This window comes from Tateyamaria algicola (assembly GCF_047715485.1).
In the GTDB taxonomy this organism is placed as follows: domain Bacteria; phylum Pseudomonadota; class Alphaproteobacteria; order Rhodobacterales; family Rhodobacteraceae; genus Tateyamaria.
In genome coordinates this window covers 467,523-484,952 of the sequence record NZ_CP180422.1, presented here as the reverse complement: position 1 = coordinate 484,952, position 17,430 = coordinate 467,523, and the positions used below count along the sequence as shown (strand labels likewise).

The 17,430-nt window shown below is 61.2% G+C and carries 21 protein-coding genes; 10 read left to right on the top strand and 11 right to left on the bottom strand.

Going from position 1 to position 17,430, the window contains the following annotated elements:
- Positions 1-57: 57 nt before the first annotated feature.
- Positions 58-264 carry a cold-shock protein gene (locus ACMHLQ_RS04775; protein ID WP_415403658.1) on the bottom strand — a complete coding sequence of 69 codons (207 nt, stop codon included), beginning with the start codon at positions 262-264 and terminating at the stop codon, positions 58-60.
- A 186-nt stretch (positions 265-450) separates the two neighbouring features.
- On the opposite strand from ACMHLQ_RS04775, the gene ACMHLQ_RS04770 reads away from it, so the two are divergent.
- Positions 451-768, top strand: a complete 318-nt coding sequence (locus ACMHLQ_RS04770; protein WP_415403657.1) for an arsenate reductase family protein — start codon at positions 451-453, stop codon at positions 766-768.
- Here the strand turns inward: ACMHLQ_RS04770 and ACMHLQ_RS04765 are convergent.
- From ACMHLQ_RS04765 to thrS, 5 genes are all read right to left on the bottom strand, one after another.
- Entirely contained in the window at positions 765-1,319 is a 555-nt protein-coding gene (locus tag ACMHLQ_RS04765) for a DoxX family protein (protein WP_415403656.1), read from the bottom strand. The genes ACMHLQ_RS04770 and ACMHLQ_RS04765 overlap by 4 nt on opposite strands.
- A gap of 3 nt (positions 1,320-1,322) precedes the next feature.
- Positions 1,323-2,081, bottom strand: coding sequence for a putative DNA-binding domain-containing protein (locus ACMHLQ_RS04760; RefSeq protein WP_415403655.1), 759 nt, complete (start codon positions 2,079-2,081; stop codon positions 1,323-1,325).
- A 4-nt stretch (positions 2,082-2,085) separates the two neighbouring features.
- Positions 2,086-2,946, bottom strand: coding sequence for a DUF692 domain-containing protein (locus ACMHLQ_RS04755; RefSeq protein WP_415403654.1), 861 nt, complete (start codon positions 2,944-2,946; stop codon positions 2,086-2,088).
- A 69-nt stretch (positions 2,947-3,015) separates the two neighbouring features.
- Positions 3,016-3,321, bottom strand: a complete 306-nt coding sequence (locus ACMHLQ_RS04750) for a DUF2282 domain-containing protein (RefSeq protein ID WP_415403653.1) — start codon at positions 3,319-3,321, stop codon at positions 3,016-3,018.
- A gap of 191 nt (positions 3,322-3,512) precedes the next feature.
- Positions 3,513-5,459 (bottom strand): threonine--tRNA ligase, encoded by a 1,947-nt coding sequence (gene thrS, locus ACMHLQ_RS04745; RefSeq protein ID WP_415403652.1) that lies wholly within the window; start codon positions 5,457-5,459, stop codon positions 3,513-3,515.
- Between the two features lie 270 nt (positions 5,460-5,729).
- Here thrS and ACMHLQ_RS04740 point away from each other — a divergent pair, with 270 nt between their 5' ends.
- Positions 5,730-5,942, top strand: a complete 213-nt coding sequence (locus ACMHLQ_RS04740) for a hypothetical protein (protein ID WP_415403651.1) — start codon at positions 5,730-5,732, stop codon at positions 5,940-5,942.
- Here the strand turns inward: ACMHLQ_RS04740 and ACMHLQ_RS04735 are convergent.
- The 3 genes from ACMHLQ_RS04735 to ACMHLQ_RS04725 all read right to left on the bottom strand — a co-directional run bounded on the left by ACMHLQ_RS04735 (position 5,927) and on the right by ACMHLQ_RS04725 (position 7,822).
- Positions 5,927-6,394, bottom strand: coding sequence for a GNAT family N-acetyltransferase (locus tag ACMHLQ_RS04735; RefSeq protein ID WP_415403650.1), 468 nt, complete (start codon positions 6,392-6,394; stop codon positions 5,927-5,929). The genes ACMHLQ_RS04740 and ACMHLQ_RS04735 overlap by 16 nt on opposite strands.
- A 180-nt stretch (positions 6,395-6,574) precedes the next feature.
- Entirely contained in the window at positions 6,575-6,976 is a 402-nt protein-coding gene (locus ACMHLQ_RS04730; protein ID WP_415403649.1) for an MAPEG family protein, read from the bottom strand.
- A gap of 90 nt (positions 6,977-7,066) precedes the next feature.
- The gene (locus ACMHLQ_RS04725) at positions 7,067-7,822 is read right to left on the bottom strand and encodes an ArsR/SmtB family transcription factor (RefSeq protein ID WP_415403648.1); all 756 of its coding nucleotides are present in this window, start codon (positions 7,820-7,822) and stop codon (positions 7,067-7,069) included.
- A gap of 125 nt (positions 7,823-7,947) precedes the next feature.
- On the opposite strand from ACMHLQ_RS04725, the gene ACMHLQ_RS04720 reads away from it, so the two are divergent.
- The 7 genes from ACMHLQ_RS04720 to ACMHLQ_RS04690 all read left to right on the top strand — a co-directional run bounded on the left by ACMHLQ_RS04720 (position 7,948) and on the right by ACMHLQ_RS04690 (position 13,523).
- Positions 7,948-8,700 carry an alpha/beta fold hydrolase gene (locus ACMHLQ_RS04720; RefSeq protein WP_415403647.1) on the top strand — a complete coding sequence of 251 codons (753 nt, stop codon included), beginning with the start codon at positions 7,948-7,950 and terminating at the stop codon, positions 8,698-8,700.
- On the top strand, positions 8,697-9,686 hold the full coding sequence (locus ACMHLQ_RS04715) for an alpha/beta hydrolase (protein WP_415403646.1): 990 nt from the start codon (positions 8,697-8,699) through the stop codon (positions 9,684-9,686). The genes ACMHLQ_RS04720 and ACMHLQ_RS04715 overlap by 4 nt, the downstream gene beginning before the upstream one ends.
- Positions 9,686-9,844 (top strand): hypothetical protein, encoded by a 159-nt coding sequence (locus ACMHLQ_RS04710; RefSeq protein ID WP_415403645.1) that lies wholly within the window; start codon positions 9,686-9,688, stop codon positions 9,842-9,844. Before ACMHLQ_RS04715 ends, ACMHLQ_RS04710 begins: the two co-directional genes overlap by 1 nt.
- 17 nt (positions 9,845-9,861) lie before the next feature.
- Positions 9,862-10,476, top strand: coding sequence for a hypothetical protein (locus ACMHLQ_RS04705; protein WP_415405356.1), 615 nt, complete (start codon positions 9,862-9,864; stop codon positions 10,474-10,476).
- Positions 10,477-10,597: 121 nt separating this feature from the next.
- Entirely contained in the window at positions 10,598-11,674 is a 1,077-nt protein-coding gene (locus tag ACMHLQ_RS04700) for a peptidoglycan-binding protein LysM (protein ID WP_415403644.1), read from the top strand.
- Between the two features lie 11 nt (positions 11,675-11,685).
- Positions 11,686-12,714, top strand: a complete 1,029-nt coding sequence (locus ACMHLQ_RS04695; protein ID WP_415403643.1) for an ABC transporter substrate-binding protein — start codon at positions 11,686-11,688, stop codon at positions 12,712-12,714.
- A 98-nt stretch (positions 12,715-12,812) separates the two neighbouring features.
- Positions 12,813-13,523, top strand: coding sequence for an alpha/beta fold hydrolase (locus ACMHLQ_RS04690; RefSeq protein WP_415403642.1), 711 nt, complete (start codon positions 12,813-12,815; stop codon positions 13,521-13,523).
- A gap of 17 nt (positions 13,524-13,540) precedes the next feature.
- Here the strand turns inward: ACMHLQ_RS04690 and ACMHLQ_RS04685 are convergent, their stop codons facing one another.
- Together ACMHLQ_RS04685 and phaZ are read right to left on the bottom strand one after the other, a co-directional pair.
- The gene (locus ACMHLQ_RS04685) at positions 13,541-14,116 is read right to left on the bottom strand and encodes a DUF6151 family protein (RefSeq protein ID WP_415403641.1); all 576 of its coding nucleotides are present in this window, start codon (positions 14,114-14,116) and stop codon (positions 13,541-13,543) included.
- A gap of 3 nt (positions 14,117-14,119) precedes the next feature.
- The gene (gene phaZ, locus ACMHLQ_RS04680; RefSeq protein WP_415403640.1) at positions 14,120-15,391 is read right to left on the bottom strand and encodes a polyhydroxyalkanoate depolymerase; all 1,272 of its coding nucleotides are present in this window, start codon (positions 15,389-15,391) and stop codon (positions 14,120-14,122) included.
- Positions 15,392-15,544: 153 nt separating this feature from the next.
- On the opposite strand from phaZ, the gene ACMHLQ_RS04675 reads away from it, so the two are divergent.
- Positions 15,545-17,350 carry a PHA/PHB synthase family protein gene (locus ACMHLQ_RS04675; protein WP_415403639.1) on the top strand — a complete coding sequence of 602 codons (1,806 nt, stop codon included), beginning with the start codon at positions 15,545-15,547 and terminating at the stop codon, positions 17,348-17,350.
- The last annotated feature ends 80 nt before the right edge of the window (positions 17,351-17,430 follow it).

The window sequence follows — 17,430 nt, the reverse complement described above, 5'->3', positions numbered from 1 at the left end:
GCACGAACTGCGGCGCAAGGCAAAATGTCCTGCGCCGCAAAATTGGTGTGTGTGCGATCAGAGCAGTTTCAGATCGCCGGCCATTTGGCGCCCATCGCGCCCTTCGAGCAATTCGAAACCGACCTTCTGATTGTCGGCAAGTCCGGTCAGACCGGATCGCTCTACTGCTGAAATGTGAACAAAAACGTCTTTGCCGCCTTCATCAGGAGCGATAAATCCGTAACCTTTTGTGGTGTTGAACCACTTCACGGTGCCAGTTGGCATATCCCGTGCCTCCTTTTGCATTGAAGTCTGCCCCACAAGGGGGGTCGTCACCACGCCTGCACATGCTAACTATCGCCTCATGTACCGCCGCAGTTAAAAGATTGATCTTGTGGCGCGAAAATCAAGATGAGTGGGATGCAATCCGCCGATCATGCTGCTTAATTCAACGAAATTGTGAGGGATGGTATGGAAATGTACGGTTTGAAAACCTGCGACACCTGCCGCAAGGCCATCAAGGCTTTGCCGCAGGCGCGATTTGTCGATGTGCGTGCCGAAGGTGTGCCTGCTGATGTCATGGAGGCTGCGCGCGCCGCGTTTGGCGATGCGTTGGTCAACACACGGTCAACCACGTGGCGCGGGCTGAGCGAGGCAGAGCGGGGCGGGGAACCCGCCGCGTTGCTGGCGGCCCATCCGACGCTGATGAAGCGCCCGTTGATCGTGGACGGTGCCACCATGCATCTGGGCTGGACCAAGGATGTGCAGGCGGCCTTGGGCGTCTCCTAGTCCTCTTTGCGGGGGCTGAGGGCACGGTCGAACGACAGCGGCCCGGCCCCCTTGATCACCAACAGCAGCAGCAGGAACACCCAGAGCGCGCGTTGGTCCATGATCAGGCTGTTTGAAGGTGCGTCGAACCACGCGCCCAGCACCAATCCGTCGCCCCAGCGCCCGTGGCCGTTGAGGTCCGTCAGCGATTGCACGACGATGAATCCGATCATGCCCAGCGACGCAAGGCGCGTCAGCAGACCGATGATGATCAGGACGGGCAGGATGAATTCAGCAAGTGTGCCCAGTGTCACGACCGCCCAGTGATACAGCGTCAATTGCGTGATGTCGTAGCCTGCCGCCTCCATCGCCCTTGGAAAGATCTGGGCATAGGCACCAAGCGAGGGCTGGAAAATTCCGAACACCCCGTCGCCCAGCTTGGTCATGCCCGACACCCAGAAATAGACCGCCAGCACGGCCGCGAACAGAAAGCGGGCCAGCGTTGGCAGGATCCACTCCTGCCGTTCGAGCGGTGCGAAAATGGCGTCATGCAGGCGGGTCAAGGCAGTCATGGGTCAGTCCTTTGGGGTCGTGAAATCGGTGATGCCCCCGTGCTGGATCAGCAGCGTGAGCAGGGCAGAGAGGTCAAAGTCGGGCGCAAGCGCGCTTGCCGCGTCCTGGGCATTTGCCAGTGTGGCGTCGTTCATGGTGGCGCTGATCCAGGCCGCTTGCGCAGGGGTGATCCCGTGGGGGACCGGATCAAACTCGGCACGGGTGATCAGCACGGGCTGCGCGATTGCGCGTGGTTTGTCTGCGCCGGACACGGTGTTGAAGCGCCAGATGTCATAGAGCGGCCAGGCCGAAGGGATCAGTTGGACGCTCGGCGCTAGGTGCAGGCGTGACGCCATCAAGACTTCGGGCGCGACACTGCCAAGCCGTGTGGCATCAAAGGGCGTGGCGTCGGCTGCGTGATAGGATCGGCGCATCGCCAGTTCCAGTCGCGCGACATCCGACAAGTAGCCGATATGGGCCAGCGGTGCGAACCCGTCCAGAAATGTAGGCATTTCAACGCCGTAATGCATCATCAGCGGAGAGGTGGGCGGGTGCGTGCGGGCAAAGAGCCGCGCGAGGTGGTCGAAATTCTCTGTCCCGATCAGCTTGGCCAGTATGGGGAAGGCGGACCGGAGCGCCTCTGTCAGCGCGACGGTGACATTGTTGCGATAGACGTTGAACCGCTTGGTGGTGGGCTGGCCAGACCCGTTCGTCAGGCCGGGCGGCACGGGGTGGTCGGGGTCAAGCAATGCCGCGCGAAACTGGGATTGATCGGCGGGCATGAGATCAGCCTGCTGCAATCGCGCCAAGCGCGTGGGCGGCGCGGTCGGCCTCGGCTCGCAACGTTGTCCAGTCGGGCACGTCATTATCCCATTCGACCAACACCGGCGCAGGGCCGGTCGCGCCGAGTGCATGATCCAGCAGGTCCCAGACCGGATCGGCTGTTGCCTGCCCGTGGCTGTCGATCAACAAGGGCGCACCGTGGTCGTCGCTGTCCTCATCATGGCCACCGACATGGATTTCTCCAACGGCGCCAAGGGGGTAGGCGTCGAGGTAGCCGGTTGGGGTGTAGCCAAGATTGGTGGCCGAGATGAACACGTTGTTCACATCAAGCAGCAGTCCGCAGCCCGTGCGGCGCACCAGTTCAGCGAGGAAATCGGTCTCGCTCCACGTGCTCTCTGCAAAGGCGAGGTAGCTGGAGGGGTTTTCCAACAGCATGCGGCGGCCCAATGTCTCTTGCACCTCGTCAATATGGTCCGCGACACGTGCAAGCGTGGCGTCGGTGTAGGGCAGGGGCAGCAGATCATCGAGGAACTCGGCACCATGCGTCGACCAGGCCAGATGTTCGGAAAAGCTGGCGGGGTTCAGCCACTCCACCAGATGTTTCAGGCGCGCAAGGTGCGCTTGGTCCAGGCGCCCTTCACCACCGATCGACAGGCCCACACCGTGGACCGAGATGGCAAAATCCTCGCGCAGGGCGCGCAGTTGCGCATGCGGTCGCCCGCCATCACCCATGTAGTTTTCTGCGTGTATTTCCAGCCACTTGACCGGGCCTGGGGCGGCGCGAAGGTCTGCGAAATGCTGCGCCTTGTAGCCAACACCGGGGGCGGCGGGCAGGCGGGGCGGGGTCAGGGTCGCGTCCAGCATGTCAAGGCTTCCGGTGTGGTGGTTGGGGCAGCGCCGGGCAGGGTTTGGCCCGGCGCGCGCCCTTGGGATTTAGGCAGGCAGGTCGCGGTTCAGCTCTTCGAGCGACCCGACGCGCGCGGTGCCATCCGCCATCGCGGGCAGTTCGATTTCGGTGCATGTGCCCGCATCGACCAGCGTCCAGGCGTTGCCCTGATAGTCAACGGTCGAGGTGCCCGCACATGTGGTGCCGGGACCGGCGGCACAGTCATTCGCGCCCGCCAGCGAGATGCCATAGCATTTCTCTTTGCCAGCGGCTTCGGCGGTGGAGGCGGATTGTGCGGTCAAAGCAGCGGCAACGGCGCCAACGATAGCAACAGTTTTCATGGTGTTCGACATCTTCAGCTTCCCTTTTGGATATCGGTTACAGAACAGTGGTGGCCCTTAGATAGGGCGCGATGACACAGAGTTACCACTCACGAGCCTGTGTGTCACAGAGCCGTTATGAGTTGTTAGAATTCGGGCCGGATTTACGCGAAATCCGGCCCGTTTGTTGCAGTATCATCGGTAAAGTGTTTCAGCCCTGCGGCTCAGTGCATGTCGGGCGGTGTCGCCTCGATACGCAGGGCGTCGACCACATCGCCAAGGGCTTGCACGCTTGTCTGCTTTTCCCCCAATCGGCGGACAGACAGCGTGCGTTCCTCGACCTCGCGGGCACCCACGGCCAGAATGACGGGCACCTTGCCGACCGAATGTTCGCGGACCTTGTAGTTGATCTTTTCGTTGCGGGTGTCGGCCTCGGCCCGCACACCTGCGGCGCGCAAGGTTTCGACCACTTCGGCCACATAGTCGTCGGCATCCGAAATGATCGACGCCACAACCACCTGACGCGGGGCCAGCCAGAATGGCAGTTTGCCTGCGTGTTCCTCGATCAGGATGCCGATAAAGCGTTCGAACGAGCCAAGGCAGGCGCGGTGCAGCATGAAGGGGCGCTGTTTCGACCCATCAGGCGCGATGTACGTCGCACCCAGCCGCTCGGGCAGGTTCGGATCCACCTGAAAGGTGCCGCATTGCCAGACCCGGCCGATGGCATCGGTCAGGTAAAAGTCCAGCTTGGGGCCGTAAAACGCGCCATCCCCCGGCTCCGGTGTGAACTCGCGACCGGTCGCCTTGATCGCGCTCTCAAGTGCGCCTTCGACGTGATCCCAGCTTTCATCGCTGCCAACGCGCTTTTCGGGGCGCGTGGCGAATTTGATCTCGAACTTCTCGAAGCCCAGGTCGGCATAGACCTCGGCGAGGTAATTGATGAACTTGGCGCATTCCGCTTCGATCTGGTCTTCGGTGCAGAAGATGTGGCCATCATCCTGCGTGAAACCGCGCACGCGCATGATGCCATGCAGCGCACCCGAAGGTTCATAGCGCGAACATGACCCGAATTCGGCCAGCCGCAGCGGCAGGTCGCGATAGGATTTCAGGCCCTGATTGAACACCTGCACGTGGCATGGGCAGTTCATCGGCTTCAGCGCGTTAACGGCCTTTTCCTTGGCATGTTCTTCTTCGACCTCGACGATGAACATGTGCTCCTGGTACTTGTCCCAGTGGCCCGAGGCCTCCCACAGCTTGCGGTCCACGACCTGCGGGGTGTTGATCTCCTGATAGCCGCCCGCACGCTGTTTGCGGCGCATGTACTCTTGCAGGCCGGTATAGATCGACCAGCCGTTTGGGTGCCAGAAGATCTGGCCCGGCGCCTCTTCCTGCATGTGGAACAGGTTCATCTCGCGGCCCAGCTTGCGATGGTCGCGTTTGGCCGCTTCTTCCAGCATGTTCAGATGCGCGCGCAGCTTTTCCTTGCCGGTGAAGGCGACGCCGTAGATGCGTTGCAGCATGGCGCGGCTGGAATCCCCGCGCCAATAGGCACCGGCAATCGACATCAGCTTGAACGCATCGCCGGGCACCTGGCCGGTATGTTGCAGGTGCGGGCCGCGGCACAAGTCCAGCCAGTCGCCGTGCCAGTACATGCGCAGCGGCTCGTCGCCCGGAATGGCGTCGATCAGCTCGACCTTATAGGGCTCGCCCCGGTCCTTGTAGTATTGGATCGCCACATCGCGCTCCCACACCTCGGTGCGGACGGGATCGCGCTTGTTGATAATCTCTTTCATCTTCTTTTCGATCACGCCGAGGTCTTCGGGGGTGAACGGTTCGGCCCGGTCAAAGTCGTAATACCAGCCATCCTTGATCACAGGGCCGATGGTGACCTGCGTATCAGGCCAGATTTCCTGCACGGCGCGGGCCATGATGTGCGCGAGGTCGTGGCGCACCAGTTCGTTGGCCTGTTCCTCGTCCTGCATGGTGTGGATGGCGATCTGGGCGTCTGCCTCGATCGGCCACGCGAGATCCCAGTGCTGACCATTCACGGTCGCGCTGATCGCCTTTTTGGACAGGGATTTGGAAATACTCATCGCGACGGCGGCAGGGGTGATTCCGGCCTCGTAGTCGCGCGCATTACCATCGGGGAAAGTCAGAGAGATTTGGGCCATATCGGCATCCTCGTCAATTTGGCGCCCACGGAACGCCCGGTTGCGGGTAAGTGTGTGGGCGCGATTTGGCACCCTGCCGCCCATTCGTCAAGCATGGTGATGCAGCTTTGGGCAAAAGAGACGAGGGCGTTGCATCGCATACAACGGCATGCCGAAAAACCGACATCTGCCGGTCATTTTGCGACGTTTTGGGGTGGACCTTGGGGCAGGAACGCCTATTTTGCAGGTAAGTTCACTATCGGAAACTTCTGGTTGCTAGAGGAACGCGCAGTGCCCAAGTACAACACCACATTCGAACTGTCTGTCGAAGATCTGGACCTGATCGAGGACGCTTTGCGTGCCTCGAAACTCGCCAAGACACAAGCCGATATCAAGGCACGGGCCGCGGATGAGGAAGTCCTCCAAATCCACGACCTGCTGGGCCGGTTGCACAATCAAAAGACGTTTTTCCGCCCGGCCAAAGGCACCTATGTCGGTGGCTGATCCAGCCTGACGAAAAGGCGCGGGCTCGCGCCGTCTCGGCGGGTAAAGCCGCGCCGCTCGTAGAAGCGTGCGGCGTACACATTGTCAGGATGGGTGCCCACTGTCAGAAACGCGCACCGGTTTTCGCGGCAATGCGCTTGCGCCGCGGCAACCAAGGCGGCACCGATGCCCATTCCGCGCGCTGACTTCCTCACAAACAAATGGTGCATGTCCATGCCCCGCGCCCCGTATTGCAACTGGCCGCGCGCCTGCAGGGCGGCATAGCCCAACAGCGTGACGTCTGCGTCCTGCGCCACGATCACCGTGTACCAGGGGCAAGGCCCCAACACGTCCTCCTTGAGGCGGTTGGGGTTTATGTCAGGCGTATCGCCGTGATGCGTGGCCAAAGCACAGATCATCTGGTGCAGCTGTGGCAGATCGTCGGGTTGGATCAGGCGGGTCTGGATGGTCATGGGGTCTCTCCTTGGCACGCGGCAAGGGGATCACAAGACAGTGCCGCGGGCGCGGCGGGTGGGGTCAGGAAACGGACACAGCACAGGCACGCGAAGTATGCGCCTGCGGGTAATACTGAATGCGTGTCATCCGTGTCATGGTCAGACCCTGCCGCGCGGTGCGGCGATGGTCAAGCCGGATCAGGCAAGCAATAGCTGAATTCCAATCGCCAGCGTGCATATCCAGCTGAGGCTGAAGATGATCGGGCGCAGCGGAAAGCGCGCAACGCCCGACACCATGCCCGCCGCATGGATCACACGCAGCCAGAAGAATGCAGCAGCCGCCCACACGGTTACCATTGTCGAGACCCCGAGCATGTGGGCCAGCAGGATCAGCGCGGCAAAGGGCATGGCCGCTTCGATCAGGTTCAGATGGGCCCGGTGGGATCGGTGCACCCAAGGGGGAAAGCCGGTCAGCGCCGGGGGGCGTTCAAAGTCGTCGATGCCGGTCTGGGGGTGCATGTTCACGCCCACGATGTAGGGAATCCACATCGACGCAGCGAGAAGGAGTGTCAGGGTCAGATAGGTCAGTTCAGTGGTCATGTGTCGCGTTCCATTGCATCGGAGGAGGGGGCCAGCCCCCACGCGCTGATGCGCACCCCCGGAGTTTATCTGGCAAAGTGAGAAAGCAGGTCAGCCCTGACGCATTGAGCCGAAATGCGCATCGGCGCCGGTTTCGAGCCAGGTCTTCAGACCTGCCGCCCACCGCGCCCAGCCATCGGCCACACCTTCGCCTGCCACAACCGGGAAGGTCAGGTCGTAATGTTCGATTGTCAGGCAGACGAAATCGCCCTCGGGTTTCACGAGGTAAACCACGCGGCTGGGGGCGCCGCCGCCGTCCCAATTGGGCTCGAACGTGCACTCCATCCGGCTTTTGGGGTCGGTTTTCAGGATCACGTTCGACATCAACTCGGTCCCGTCAGGCAGGAACAGGGTTGTGCGGTCGCCATCGCGCGTCGCGTGGCTGGCCATGAAATGGTAATGCGCGACGTTTTTTTCGTCCGACAGAGCGTCCCACAGGCGGTCTTGGGTGGTTTTGATAAAGGTCTGCATTACGAAATCGGGTTTCGACATGGGTGTGTCTCCTTCGAGCTGAGCTTTGAGGTCCAGGACTGCTCGGGCCGCCGGTTTGACGAGCAGAGGCTCGATCCAGCGGTCTATGGCCTGCTGCAAGGGCAGGGCGTTGAGGTAGTGATGCTTGAAGCGCCCCACCTTCTTCGTGGTGATCAACCCTGCCTCTTCCAGCACGCCGAGATGTTTCATGACCCCGAACCGGGTCATGTCCAGCTGGCCGGCCAGGTCCTGCAGGGTCTGGCCATCGGTGTCGCGCAGACTGTCCAGCAAGGTGCGGCGGGCCGGGTCGGCGAGGGCTTTGAACAGGGTATCCATATCTCCTCTATATGTGATTCTTTAGTCACGTGACAAGATGGTCACCTATAGAAATCCCCCAGCGTCAGGATGGACAGTGTTTGAGGCACCGCGCATGATCCCGCAAAACGACGGGGGAGGTGGCCATGAGCGGGCCAGATTATCTGGAGACATCAGCCGGGCGGCGGCTGGCCTATCATCGCAGCGAAGGTACGGGCCCGTGGGTCGTGTTCCTCGGCGGGCTGAAATCGGACATGATGGGCACCAAGGCCGTGCATCTGGAGGCGTGGTGCAAGGCGCAAGGCCGCGGTTTTCTGCGTTTTGACTATTCCGGGCATGGCGAAAGCTCGGGCGCATTCGAAGAGGGGTGCATCGGTGACTGGGCCGAAGATACGGCCGAGGCGCTGGCAAATCTCACCTCGGGTCCCTTGATCGTTGTGGGCAGTTCCATGGGGGGCTGGCAGGCGCTGCTGTTTGCGCGGGCGCATCCTGACCGCGTGGCGGGGTTGGTCACCATCGCCGCCGCACCCGACTTTACAGAAGACGGCTATTGGGAGTCTTTCACGGATGCACAAAAGGCGGCGCTCGCCCGCGACGGGCAGGTCGAAATGCCCTCGGATTACATGGAGCCCTACATCATCACAAAACGCTTGATCGAGGATGGGCGCAAGCAACTGGTCCTGCGCGCACCCCTGCCGCTGCCGTTCCCGGTGCGTTGTCTTCAGGGCACTGCGGACACGGCGGTGAGCACTGAAACGGCGGTACGCCTGCTGGAACATGCCGATAGCCCGGACATGCGCCTGTTGTTGGTCAAGGATGCGGATCACCGGTTTTCCGACGGCCCCTGCTTGGGGCTGATCGAAACGGCGATCAGTGAAGTATTGGGGGCAAGCGCATGAGATGGTTCGGAAAAATGCTGGGCCGGGTGCTGCTTGCTCTGGCGGCTGTGGTCGGAGCCTTGTGGGCATTTGGCCCCTACGAGGATGCAACGCTGACGCCGCGTGCGGATGCCGCGACGGTTGATCCGGATCTTGATGCTCATTTCGCGCGAGCCGAAGGCGCCTATGACGATATTACGCCCGGCGTCGAAAAGCGGGTTGTCTGGGCAGGCGAACCCGGCGCGCAGACCGAATGGGCGATCCTGTATGTGCACGGGTTTTCCGCCACATCCGAAGAAATCCGCCCGGTGCCCGACCAAGTGGCCGAGGCGCTGGGCGCAAATCTGATCTACACCCGCCTAAAGGGGCATGGGCGCGGGGCTGATGCCATGGCGGACGGTTCCGTACAGGGCTGGATCGATGATCTGGCCGAGGGCCTGTCAGCGGCGCGCATTGCGGGCCAAAAGGTGCTGGTCATGGGCACCTCGACTGGTGGCACGCTGGTGGCCGCGGCAGCACAGGACGCCGACATGATGCAGGACGTCGCCGGGCTGGTGTTCGTGTCGCCCAACTTCGGGCTGAACAACCCTGTGGCAAAGCTGCTCAGCTGGCCGGCTGCGCGCTATTGGTTGCCGCCACTCGCCGGGGCGCGACGCAGTTTTGAGCCGCGCAACGCAGAGCATGGCACCTATTGGACGACCGAATACCCAAGTGTCGCGGTCATGCCTATGGCGGCACTGATTGATGCAACGGTTGCGATGGATCATTCTGCCCAAACCCTTCCCGCGCTGTTCTGGTTTGCGAAAGAGGACGCGGTTGTGCGCCCCGATATCTCTGCGCAAATCGCAGCATCCTGGGGCGGTCCGACGACTGTCGTAAACCCGACAATGGGGGCTAGTGATGACGTGCAAGCCCACGTGATCGCAGGCGATATCATGTCGCCGGGCCAGACGGAGGCCGCTGTGACCGGGATGCTCGACTGGGTGCGTGGGCTGAAGGGGCAGTGATGGAGCGATGTCTTTCCCTGATCACTCCGCGTGCTGTGACCCCGGCCAAAAGCGTCGGGGCCAAGGCGGATGCCGCACCCCTTCCGGTCTTTGCGCGAGCTGCGGGTGCCAGGTTGCTCAACCCTGCGCGGGATGTATTCTGGAACGGGGCTGCCTGATGCGCCGCCCGGCCAGCATGTGGAGCCTTGAAAACCTGGGCCGCGTGCGGCTGTCGAAACACTTTTACATGCGCGATTTCCTGTACTCGGAAATCGGAAACTACCATCAGATCAGGAACGTACCGCGTGATCCTGACCTTGCCATTGCCAATGGGCGCATGCTGTGCACGGAACTGTTGGACCCGCTGGAAGAGACGTTCGGCAGGCTGGCCATCCGCTCGGGCTATCGCTCGCCCGAGCTGAATCAATACGGCAATGACAACAAGCTGAACTGCGCACGTAACGACAATCCGATCGAGTGTCACATCTGGGATTGGGGCACCGGCGATGCCGCGATTGCGGGCACGTCGCTGGCCATCCCGTGGTTCACCGATCAGTACGAACAGGGGCGCGACTGGCGTGACATCGCGTGGTGGATCCACGACCATCTGCCCTATTCCGGCATGTGGTTTTTTCCGAAACTCTGTGCCTTCAACCTCGATTGGCGGCCCATACCGCACCGCATGATCGGCAGCTACATCGCGCCCAAGGGTTTGCTGTTGCGCCGGGGGGATGCACCGCGTGAGCCAAGGGAAGCGCGCGCAAAACGCTACGCCGATTTCCCAACTTTCAGGGGAATCGCTTATCCCTGACGGCAGGCGCCTGTGGGGGACCTGTCAACATATATACTTATCCACAATATATTGTTTAGACGTTGACGATGCCCAGCTAAATAAGGGATTTTCCCCCAAATCCGATCTGGGGGAAGGATTCATGAAACGATTCTTGGGAGGGGCCGTCCTTGCCTTGGCGTTGTCGGCGGTATCTGCAGCCGCGCAATCCTGCGGCGGCATTTACACGGTTGAACGCGGGGACAGCCTGTCGCTGATCGCAGACAGACAGTACAAAAACGTCTCCACATGGACCGAAGTGCACCGCAACAACCTCTCCGTGATCGGCGAAGACCCGAACGCGCTGCGGATCGGGATGCGGCTGCGCCTGGGCTGTATTGATGGGCTGCCCGTCGGGTTGGAAGGCGGGGTGACAGCGACACCGGTTGCGGCCGCAGCCACGCCCACCGCGACACCTGCCACGCGCCGCAAGCTGGAACAGACGGTCAATCTGGTGACAGCCGGTGACTTTGCGCCTTTCACAGATAAATCGTTGGAAAACGAAGGGCTTATCACGGATGTCGTGAATACGGCCATGCGCCAGTCCGCCGTTGGCGATGCATACCGCGTGCATTGGGTGAATGATTGGTCCTCGCACCTTGATCCGCTGATGACCGCAGCGATGATGGATATGGCATTCCCGTGGTACAAACCGGATTGCGCTGGCTCACCAGACAACTATCGCTGCGCGAATTTTCATTTCTCGGACCCGATGTTCGAGATGCTGATCCTGCTGTTCGTGGACAAGACGCGGCCCGTGCCCTTCGCGCAAGACGCGGACATCGAAGGGAAAACCCTGTGCCGCCCCGCCGGATACTTCACCCATGATCTGGACCGTGCCGACCGGCGCTGGATCAGTGACGGCAAGATCACCCTCAAGCAGCCAACGACTGTCGCGGCCTGTTTCGAGATGCTGGTCGCGGGCGAGGTCGACGCGGTGGCCATGAACGAATTCACCGGGCGCGCCGCGATCAAGTCGCTGAACCTCAAGGATCAGGTCGAGGTGGTGCAGGGGCGGCCCATCTCGATCGAGGGTCTGCACGTGCTTGTGCACAAAGACCACCCCGAGGCCGACGCGCTGCTCTCGACCATCAATGGCGGGCTGGATGCGATCAAGGCGTCCGGCGCCTACCAGCAGGTCATCGACCGTCACATGACGAAAATCTGGGCCGACTTCTGAGGAGGGGCGCGATGTTTCGCACGATCTTACTGAGCGTGGCCGCAGGGTTGGGGATCAACACTGCGGCTTTGGCCTGCCAGCCCTCGCTGGTCGTCAGCCCGGGTGACACGCTGTTCTCGATTGCCGAAGAGCAGTTGGGCGACCTCTCGCGGTGGTCGCTGATCTTTTACAACAACCCCGACATTCAGGGCGGCAGCCTGCTGGATCTGGCGCCAGGTACGGTGCTGGCCATTCCATGCCCCGAGGATGCGGTGCGCGCGCCCGATCCAACGCCGCTGCAACAGCCGGATACGGATGCAGAGATGAAGCTGGTGACCGGGTCAAACTACGCCCCGTTCACCGATCTGGACTGGCCGGGGCAGGGGATGCTGACCGAGTTGGTCAACGCAGCACTCGAGGCGACACCAAACCCTGTGACCTATTCGGTGACATGGGAAAACGATTGGTCCAAACACCTGTTCCCGATGCTCGATTCCAAGGAATTCGATATGGGGTTTCCATGGTACAAGCCTGATTGCGCAGGCAACCCGGGCCACGAACGCTGCGCCAACTTCCACTTTTCCGATCCGCTCGTTGATCTGGTTATCCTGCTGTTTTCAAGGAGCGATGATCTGCTGACCTTTGAGACAGACGCCGATCTGCATGGCAAGACGCTGTGCCGCCCGGCGGGCTACTTTACCCATGATCTGGACCGCGCGGACCGGCAGTGGCTAACGAACGGCCTGGTCAGCCTCGAGACACCGGCGACGCCGGATGACTGTTTCAACATGCTGCTCGCAGGGGATGTCGATGCCGTGGCGCTGAACGAGTTTCTGGGCGTGCAGAAGATGTTCGAGATGGGTCTGACCGATCAGGTCGCCCCCTTGTCTCGGCCCCTGTCGGTCGAGGGGCTGCATGTGCTGATCTCGAAAAAACATTGGCGGGGAACCGCGCATTTGTATCGCTTCAACGCGGGGTTGGCCAAACTCAAGCAGACGGATCGCTATAATGAGATCGTCAGCCGCCATCTGGCCCTGTTCTGGGACCAGATCAAAAGCTGAAACCGCGAACAGGGGCTTGCCGGGCAGGGCAGGGTAAGCCATTGTGCGCCAAAGGCAAAATGGCAGGCAGCAGATGGCGTTGAACGCGAGGCAGGGGCATGGCTGAGCCCTTGGTATTCCTTCCCGGCATGATGTGCGATGCGCGGCTGTTCGGCCCGCAGATTGCGGCGCTTTCGCCGGATTTTTCCGTTATGGTGTCACCGGTTACACGCGGCGAGCGGATCGAGGAGATCGCGAGCGGCCTGCTGGATGAACTGCCCCAACGCTTTGCGCTGGCGGGCCTGTCCATGGGCGGGATCGTGGCGATGGAGATATTGCGCCGCGCGCCGGATCGCATCACGCGGCTGGCGTTGATGGACACCAACCCGCTGGCCGAAACACCGCAAGTTGCCGCAGCGCGCGAGCCGCAGATCGTCAAGGTGCGCACCGGTCAGATGCTGGATGTGATGCGTGAAGAGATGAAGCCGCACTACCTCGCGCCCGGCCCCTATCGCAATGAAATCATGGACTTGGTCATGGACATGGCCGATGCGCTGGGCCCCGAGGTGTTCATCCGCCAATCGCGCGCCTTGCAGCGCCGCCGCGATCAGCAGGGCACCTTGCGAAAGTGCAAAGTGCCGACCCTGATCCTGTGCGGCGCACATGATGCGCTGTGTCCGGTCAAGCGGCACACGTTCATGGCAGAACTGATCCACGGCGCGGAACTGAAAGTGCTTGAACATGCAGGCCACCTGCCCACGCTCGAGATGCCGGACGAGACGACGCAGGCGCTGCGCGACTGGATGAAACAACCCTTGATCCTGCGGTAGGGGCAGGGGGAGCGGCGTCAGCTTTCGAGGGCAGCCCGTTCCGAGGCGGTGACCACGTGCACATCCCGTACCGGCGCTCCGGTACTGACGTCAAAGAATGGTGTCTTTTTCCAGCGCCCCGTCAGCCGCGCAGGAATGGCCTGTTTGGCGAGGTTGAAGAACGCGTTGGCGAACCCTTCATGGCCTGTCTTGCCATTCGGCTTGCTGACAAAGGCGCGGGTGCGCACGGGCCCAAGCACACTGTCATCCTCCAAGCGGTCGGTCCGGAAGGCGGCAAAGTAGACCTTCGGCGTGCGCAGCGTGTTGAACAGCAACGCCCCGCAACAACGCGCCTGCCAACGCAGGATGCCTGTGTCCGAAAAGGAAAACACCGCCAGTTGGTCGAGGCCCGCATCAAAGCGGACCCGGTCCGGGGTGGTCTGGAAGATTTTCACAGGCCCCGGCGCGGGATCGGGTTGGTTGCCATAGAGTTCGGCGGCCCGGCAATCGCTGCAAAAACAGTCGATGCGGTTGCCGCTGCGTGGGCTGATGCCCAACAGTGTGCCGCGCAGTTTGCCGCAGTCGCAGGCGAAGGGAAGATCATCGCCTGCCATGGATCAGGCAGCCTTGTTTTTGTTGGCCGCCTTCTTTGACGGTTTCGGCGAATTGGCGTCGATGAAATCCAGCACCAGTGGGCGGATGTTGTTGCGCCAGCTGCGCCCGGCAAAGATACCGTAATGGCCCGCGTCAGGTTCGACATGGCTGGCCTTTTTGCTGTCGGGCAGGCCCGTGCACAGATCCAGCGCGGCGACACATTGGCCGGGGGCAGAGATATCGTCATTCGCCCCTTCGACGGTTTTCACAGCCACGGTTGTGATCTTGCCCATGTCCACGCGCTTTCCAGCCACTGTGAAGATATTCTTGGCGATTTCGGCGCGTTTGAAAACACGCTCGACCGTGGACAGGTAGAATTCCGCCGTCATGTCCATGACGGCCAGATATTCGTCGTAGAAGTTGTTGTGCTTGTCGTGATCTGCGGCTGTGCCGCGGGCGACCGCGCTGATCTGGTCGGAAAAGGCCTGGCTGTGCTTTTCGCTGTTCATCGACATGAACGAGGCAAGCTGCAACAGGCCGGGATAGACCATGCGGCCCACACCCGGATATTTGAAGCCGACCCGCTGGATCATCATTTCCTCAAGCTGACCCATGGTGACGCGCCGGCCAAAGTCTGTGACGTCGGTGGCGTTCGCATCCGGATCAATCGGGCCACCGATCAGGGTAAGCGAGCGAGGCTGTGCGGCCGGGTCTTCCTCGGCCAGGTAGGCCGTGGCGGCAAGTGTCAGAGGCGCAGGCTGGCAGACGGCGATCACATGGGTGTCGGGACCAAGGTGGCGCATGTAGTCCACAAGGTAGAGCGTATAATCCTCGACATCGAACTTGCCCGCGCTGACAGGAATATCGCGCGCATTGTGCCAATCGGTCACGTAAACTTCGCAATCGGGCATCAGCGACATCACGGTCGAACGCAGCAGCGTCGCGTAGTGCCCCGACATGGGCGCAACCAGCAGCACCTTGCGCTTGCGCGGTTTGCGCCCCGTGACGTTGAAATGGATCAGATCGCCAAAGGCGCCGGGCACCACCATGTCGATGCTGACAAGGTGATCCTTGCCATCTTCGGCGGTGAAAGAGGGGATGTTCCAATCGGGTTTGACCACCATGCGTTGGAACGTGCGCTCGGTCACCTCGCCCCAGGCGCGCATCCATTCGATCGCGGGGTTCGGGATCATCGAAAAGGCGGGGTAGGCCCCAAGTGCCTGTGCGGTCGCACCAAGCCATTGGTTGGTGTTCCGCATGGTTTCCATGAAGTCGTAGCTTGCCATATAGCGCATTGCATTTCCTTCGTACCCTAGGGGCCCGGTGTGTGAAACTTTACACATCGGACGGTTTGTCGCTTTGCCCCCTGAAACATGCGACCATACATACGCGGCAACTGTGGCTTGAGCAGATGCTGCACGTGCGAACACTACGAGGAAGACGTTAATATGACAACCAACGACACAACCGATGGTGTGGTCTCGGGCGAAAACCTCGACAAATTGAACACAAATCTCCGTAAAGTTGAGGAGTTGACGCAGCGACTCACCCAGGTTTTGACGCACCGCAGCACGCATAACGCGGCACTGGACGGGCCGAATCAGGAGCTGTTCGCCAAGGCCGCGACCGCCTATTGGCACGAGGCGTTTCGCGATCCGGCCAAGGTGCTGGAGCACCAGTTGCAGTTCTGGTCGAAATCCGTGACCCATTTCGTCGAGGCCCGGCAGGCGCTGGCCTCCGGCAAGTTGCAGGCCCCGGCCGATCCCGGCCCCAAGGACCGCCGCTTTGCCAATCCGCTGTGGGACACGCACCCTTATTTCAACTACGTCAAGCAGCAGTATCTCATCAACGCGGACGCCGTGCATCAGGCCGTGGCCGATGTCAGCGATCTGGACCCGATCGAAAAGCAGCGCCTGGCCTATTTCTCGCGACAGATCGTCGACATGATGTCGCCCACCAACTTTCTGGCCACCAACCCGGATGCGCTGGAAAAGGCGGTCGCGACAGAGGGGCAGTCGCTGGTCAAGGGGCTGGAAAACCTGATTGCCGATCTCGAGGCCAACAATGGCGAGTTGATTGTAAAGCTGGCGGACGAGAGCGCGTTCGAGCTGGGTGGAAACATCGCCACCTCGCCGGGCAAGGTCATCTATCGCAACCGCATGATGGAGCTGATCCAGTACAGCCCGACGACCGAGACCGTGCGCAAGACGCCGGTCGTGCTGTTTCCGCCATGGATCAACAAGTACTATATCCTCGACCTCAAGGCGCAGAATTCCCTCGTCAAATGGATCGTGGAGCAGGGGCACACGCTGTTCGTCGTCTCTTGGGTCAACCCGGATGCCGCCTATGCCGGGGTCGGGCTGGAGGACTATATCCAGGACGGCTATCTGGCCGCCATCCGCGAGGCCAAGGCGATCACTGGGGAAAAACAGGTCAACGCCATCGGCTACTGTATTGCGGGCACAACCCTGTCCCTGACGCTCAGCCTGCTCAAACAGAAGAAGGACAAGTCGATCAAGTCGGCCACCTTCTTTACGGCACTCACGGATTTCGGCGATCAGGGCGAATTCACACCCTTCCTGACGGACGACTTCATCGACGGGATAGAGGCGGAGTGTGCAGACAAGGGTATCCTGCCGAGCGTCATCATGGCCCGCACCTTCACCTTCCTGCGCTCGAACGATCTGGTCTACGGGCCTGCCGTCAAAAGCTACATGATGGGGGAAACGCCGCCCGCCTTCGATCTGCTCTACTGGAACGGGGACGGGGCCAACCTGCCTGCCAAGATGGCGATGCAATATCTGCGCGGGTTGTGCCAGCGCAACGAACTGGCCGAGGGCGGGTTTGACCTGATGGGTCACCACCTGACACTGGGTGATATCGACGTGCCGCTCTGCGCCATTGCGTGCGAGACCGATCACATCGCCCCGTGGAAGGACAGCTATCGCGGCGTGCAGCAGATGGGCTCAAAGGACAAGACCTTTATCATGACCCAGTCGGGCCATATCGCGGGCATCGTGAACCCGCCCAGCAAGAACAAGTATGGGCACTACACCAACACCGATCTGAGCCTCGATTATCAGGCCTGGCAGGAGGGTGCGGATTTCCACGAAGGATCCTGGTGGCCGCGCTGGGGCGCCTGGCTGAAAAAGCGGGCAGGGGCCCAAGTGCCCGCCCGGGAGCCGGGCGATTCTGCCCATCCCGTCCTGTGTGACGCCCCCGGAACATACGTTTCCGTCAAGGCAAGGCCCTGATATTATTCACGCTTTCCGTGTATGAGTGCTTTTTGCCGCAGCGCAGCAAAAGTCTTGAAATGCTGCGGTGCAGCATGTAT

Excerpts from the sequence above, each read along its gene's own strand:
- ACMHLQ_RS04715 (WP_415403646.1), top strand. The coding sequence starts at position 8,697 with ATGAGATGGTTCGGAAAAATGCTGGGCCGGGTGCTGCTTGCTCTGGCG.
- ACMHLQ_RS04755 (WP_415403654.1), bottom strand. The coding sequence starts at position 2,946 with ATGCTGGACGCGACCCTGACCCCGCCCCGCCTGCCCGCCGCCCCCGGT.
- ACMHLQ_RS04770 (WP_415403657.1), top strand. The coding sequence starts at position 451 with ATGGAAATGTACGGTTTGAAAACCTGCGACACCTGCCGCAAGGCCATC.
- ACMHLQ_RS04775 (WP_415403658.1), bottom strand. The coding sequence starts at position 264 with ATGCCAACTGGCACCGTGAAGTGGTTCAACACCACAAAAGGTTACGGA.
- ACMHLQ_RS04735 (WP_415403650.1), bottom strand. The coding sequence starts at position 6,394 with ATGACCATCCAGACCCGCCTGATCCAACCCGACGATCTGCCACAGCTG.
- ACMHLQ_RS04695 (WP_415403643.1), top strand. The coding sequence starts at position 11,686 with ATGTTTCGCACGATCTTACTGAGCGTGGCCGCAGGGTTGGGGATCAAC.
- ACMHLQ_RS04685 (WP_415403641.1), bottom strand. The coding sequence starts at position 14,116 with ATGGCAGGCGATGATCTTCCCTTCGCCTGCGACTGCGGCAAACTGCGC.
- ACMHLQ_RS04710 (WP_415403645.1), top strand. The coding sequence starts at position 9,686 with ATGGAGCGATGTCTTTCCCTGATCACTCCGCGTGCTGTGACCCCGGCC.
- ACMHLQ_RS04675 (WP_415403639.1), top strand. The coding sequence starts at position 15,545 with ATGACAACCAACGACACAACCGATGGTGTGGTCTCGGGCGAAAACCTC.
- ACMHLQ_RS04760 (WP_415403655.1), bottom strand. The coding sequence starts at position 2,081 with ATGCCCGCCGATCAATCCCAGTTTCGCGCGGCATTGCTTGACCCCGAC.
- ACMHLQ_RS04725 (WP_415403648.1), bottom strand. The coding sequence starts at position 7,822 with ATGGATACCCTGTTCAAAGCCCTCGCCGACCCGGCCCGCCGCACCTTG.
- ACMHLQ_RS04765 (WP_415403656.1), bottom strand. The coding sequence starts at position 1,319 with ATGACTGCCTTGACCCGCCTGCATGACGCCATTTTCGCACCGCTCGAA.
- ACMHLQ_RS04720 (WP_415403647.1), top strand. The coding sequence starts at position 7,948 with ATGAGCGGGCCAGATTATCTGGAGACATCAGCCGGGCGGCGGCTGGCC.
- ACMHLQ_RS04690 (WP_415403642.1), top strand. The coding sequence starts at position 12,813 with ATGGCTGAGCCCTTGGTATTCCTTCCCGGCATGATGTGCGATGCGCGG.
- ACMHLQ_RS04730 (WP_415403649.1), bottom strand. The coding sequence starts at position 6,976 with ATGACCACTGAACTGACCTATCTGACCCTGACACTCCTTCTCGCTGCG.
- phaZ (WP_415403640.1), bottom strand. The coding sequence starts at position 15,391 with ATGCGCTATATGGCAAGCTACGACTTCATGGAAACCATGCGGAACACC.
- thrS (WP_415403652.1), bottom strand. The coding sequence starts at position 5,459 with ATGGCCCAAATCTCTCTGACTTTCCCCGATGGTAATGCGCGCGACTAC.
- ACMHLQ_RS04750 (WP_415403653.1), bottom strand. The coding sequence starts at position 3,321 with ATGTCGAACACCATGAAAACTGTTGCTATCGTTGGCGCCGTTGCCGCT.
- ACMHLQ_RS04705 (WP_415405356.1), top strand. The coding sequence starts at position 9,862 with ATGTGGAGCCTTGAAAACCTGGGCCGCGTGCGGCTGTCGAAACACTTT.
- ACMHLQ_RS04700 (WP_415403644.1), top strand. The coding sequence starts at position 10,598 with ATGAAACGATTCTTGGGAGGGGCCGTCCTTGCCTTGGCGTTGTCGGCG.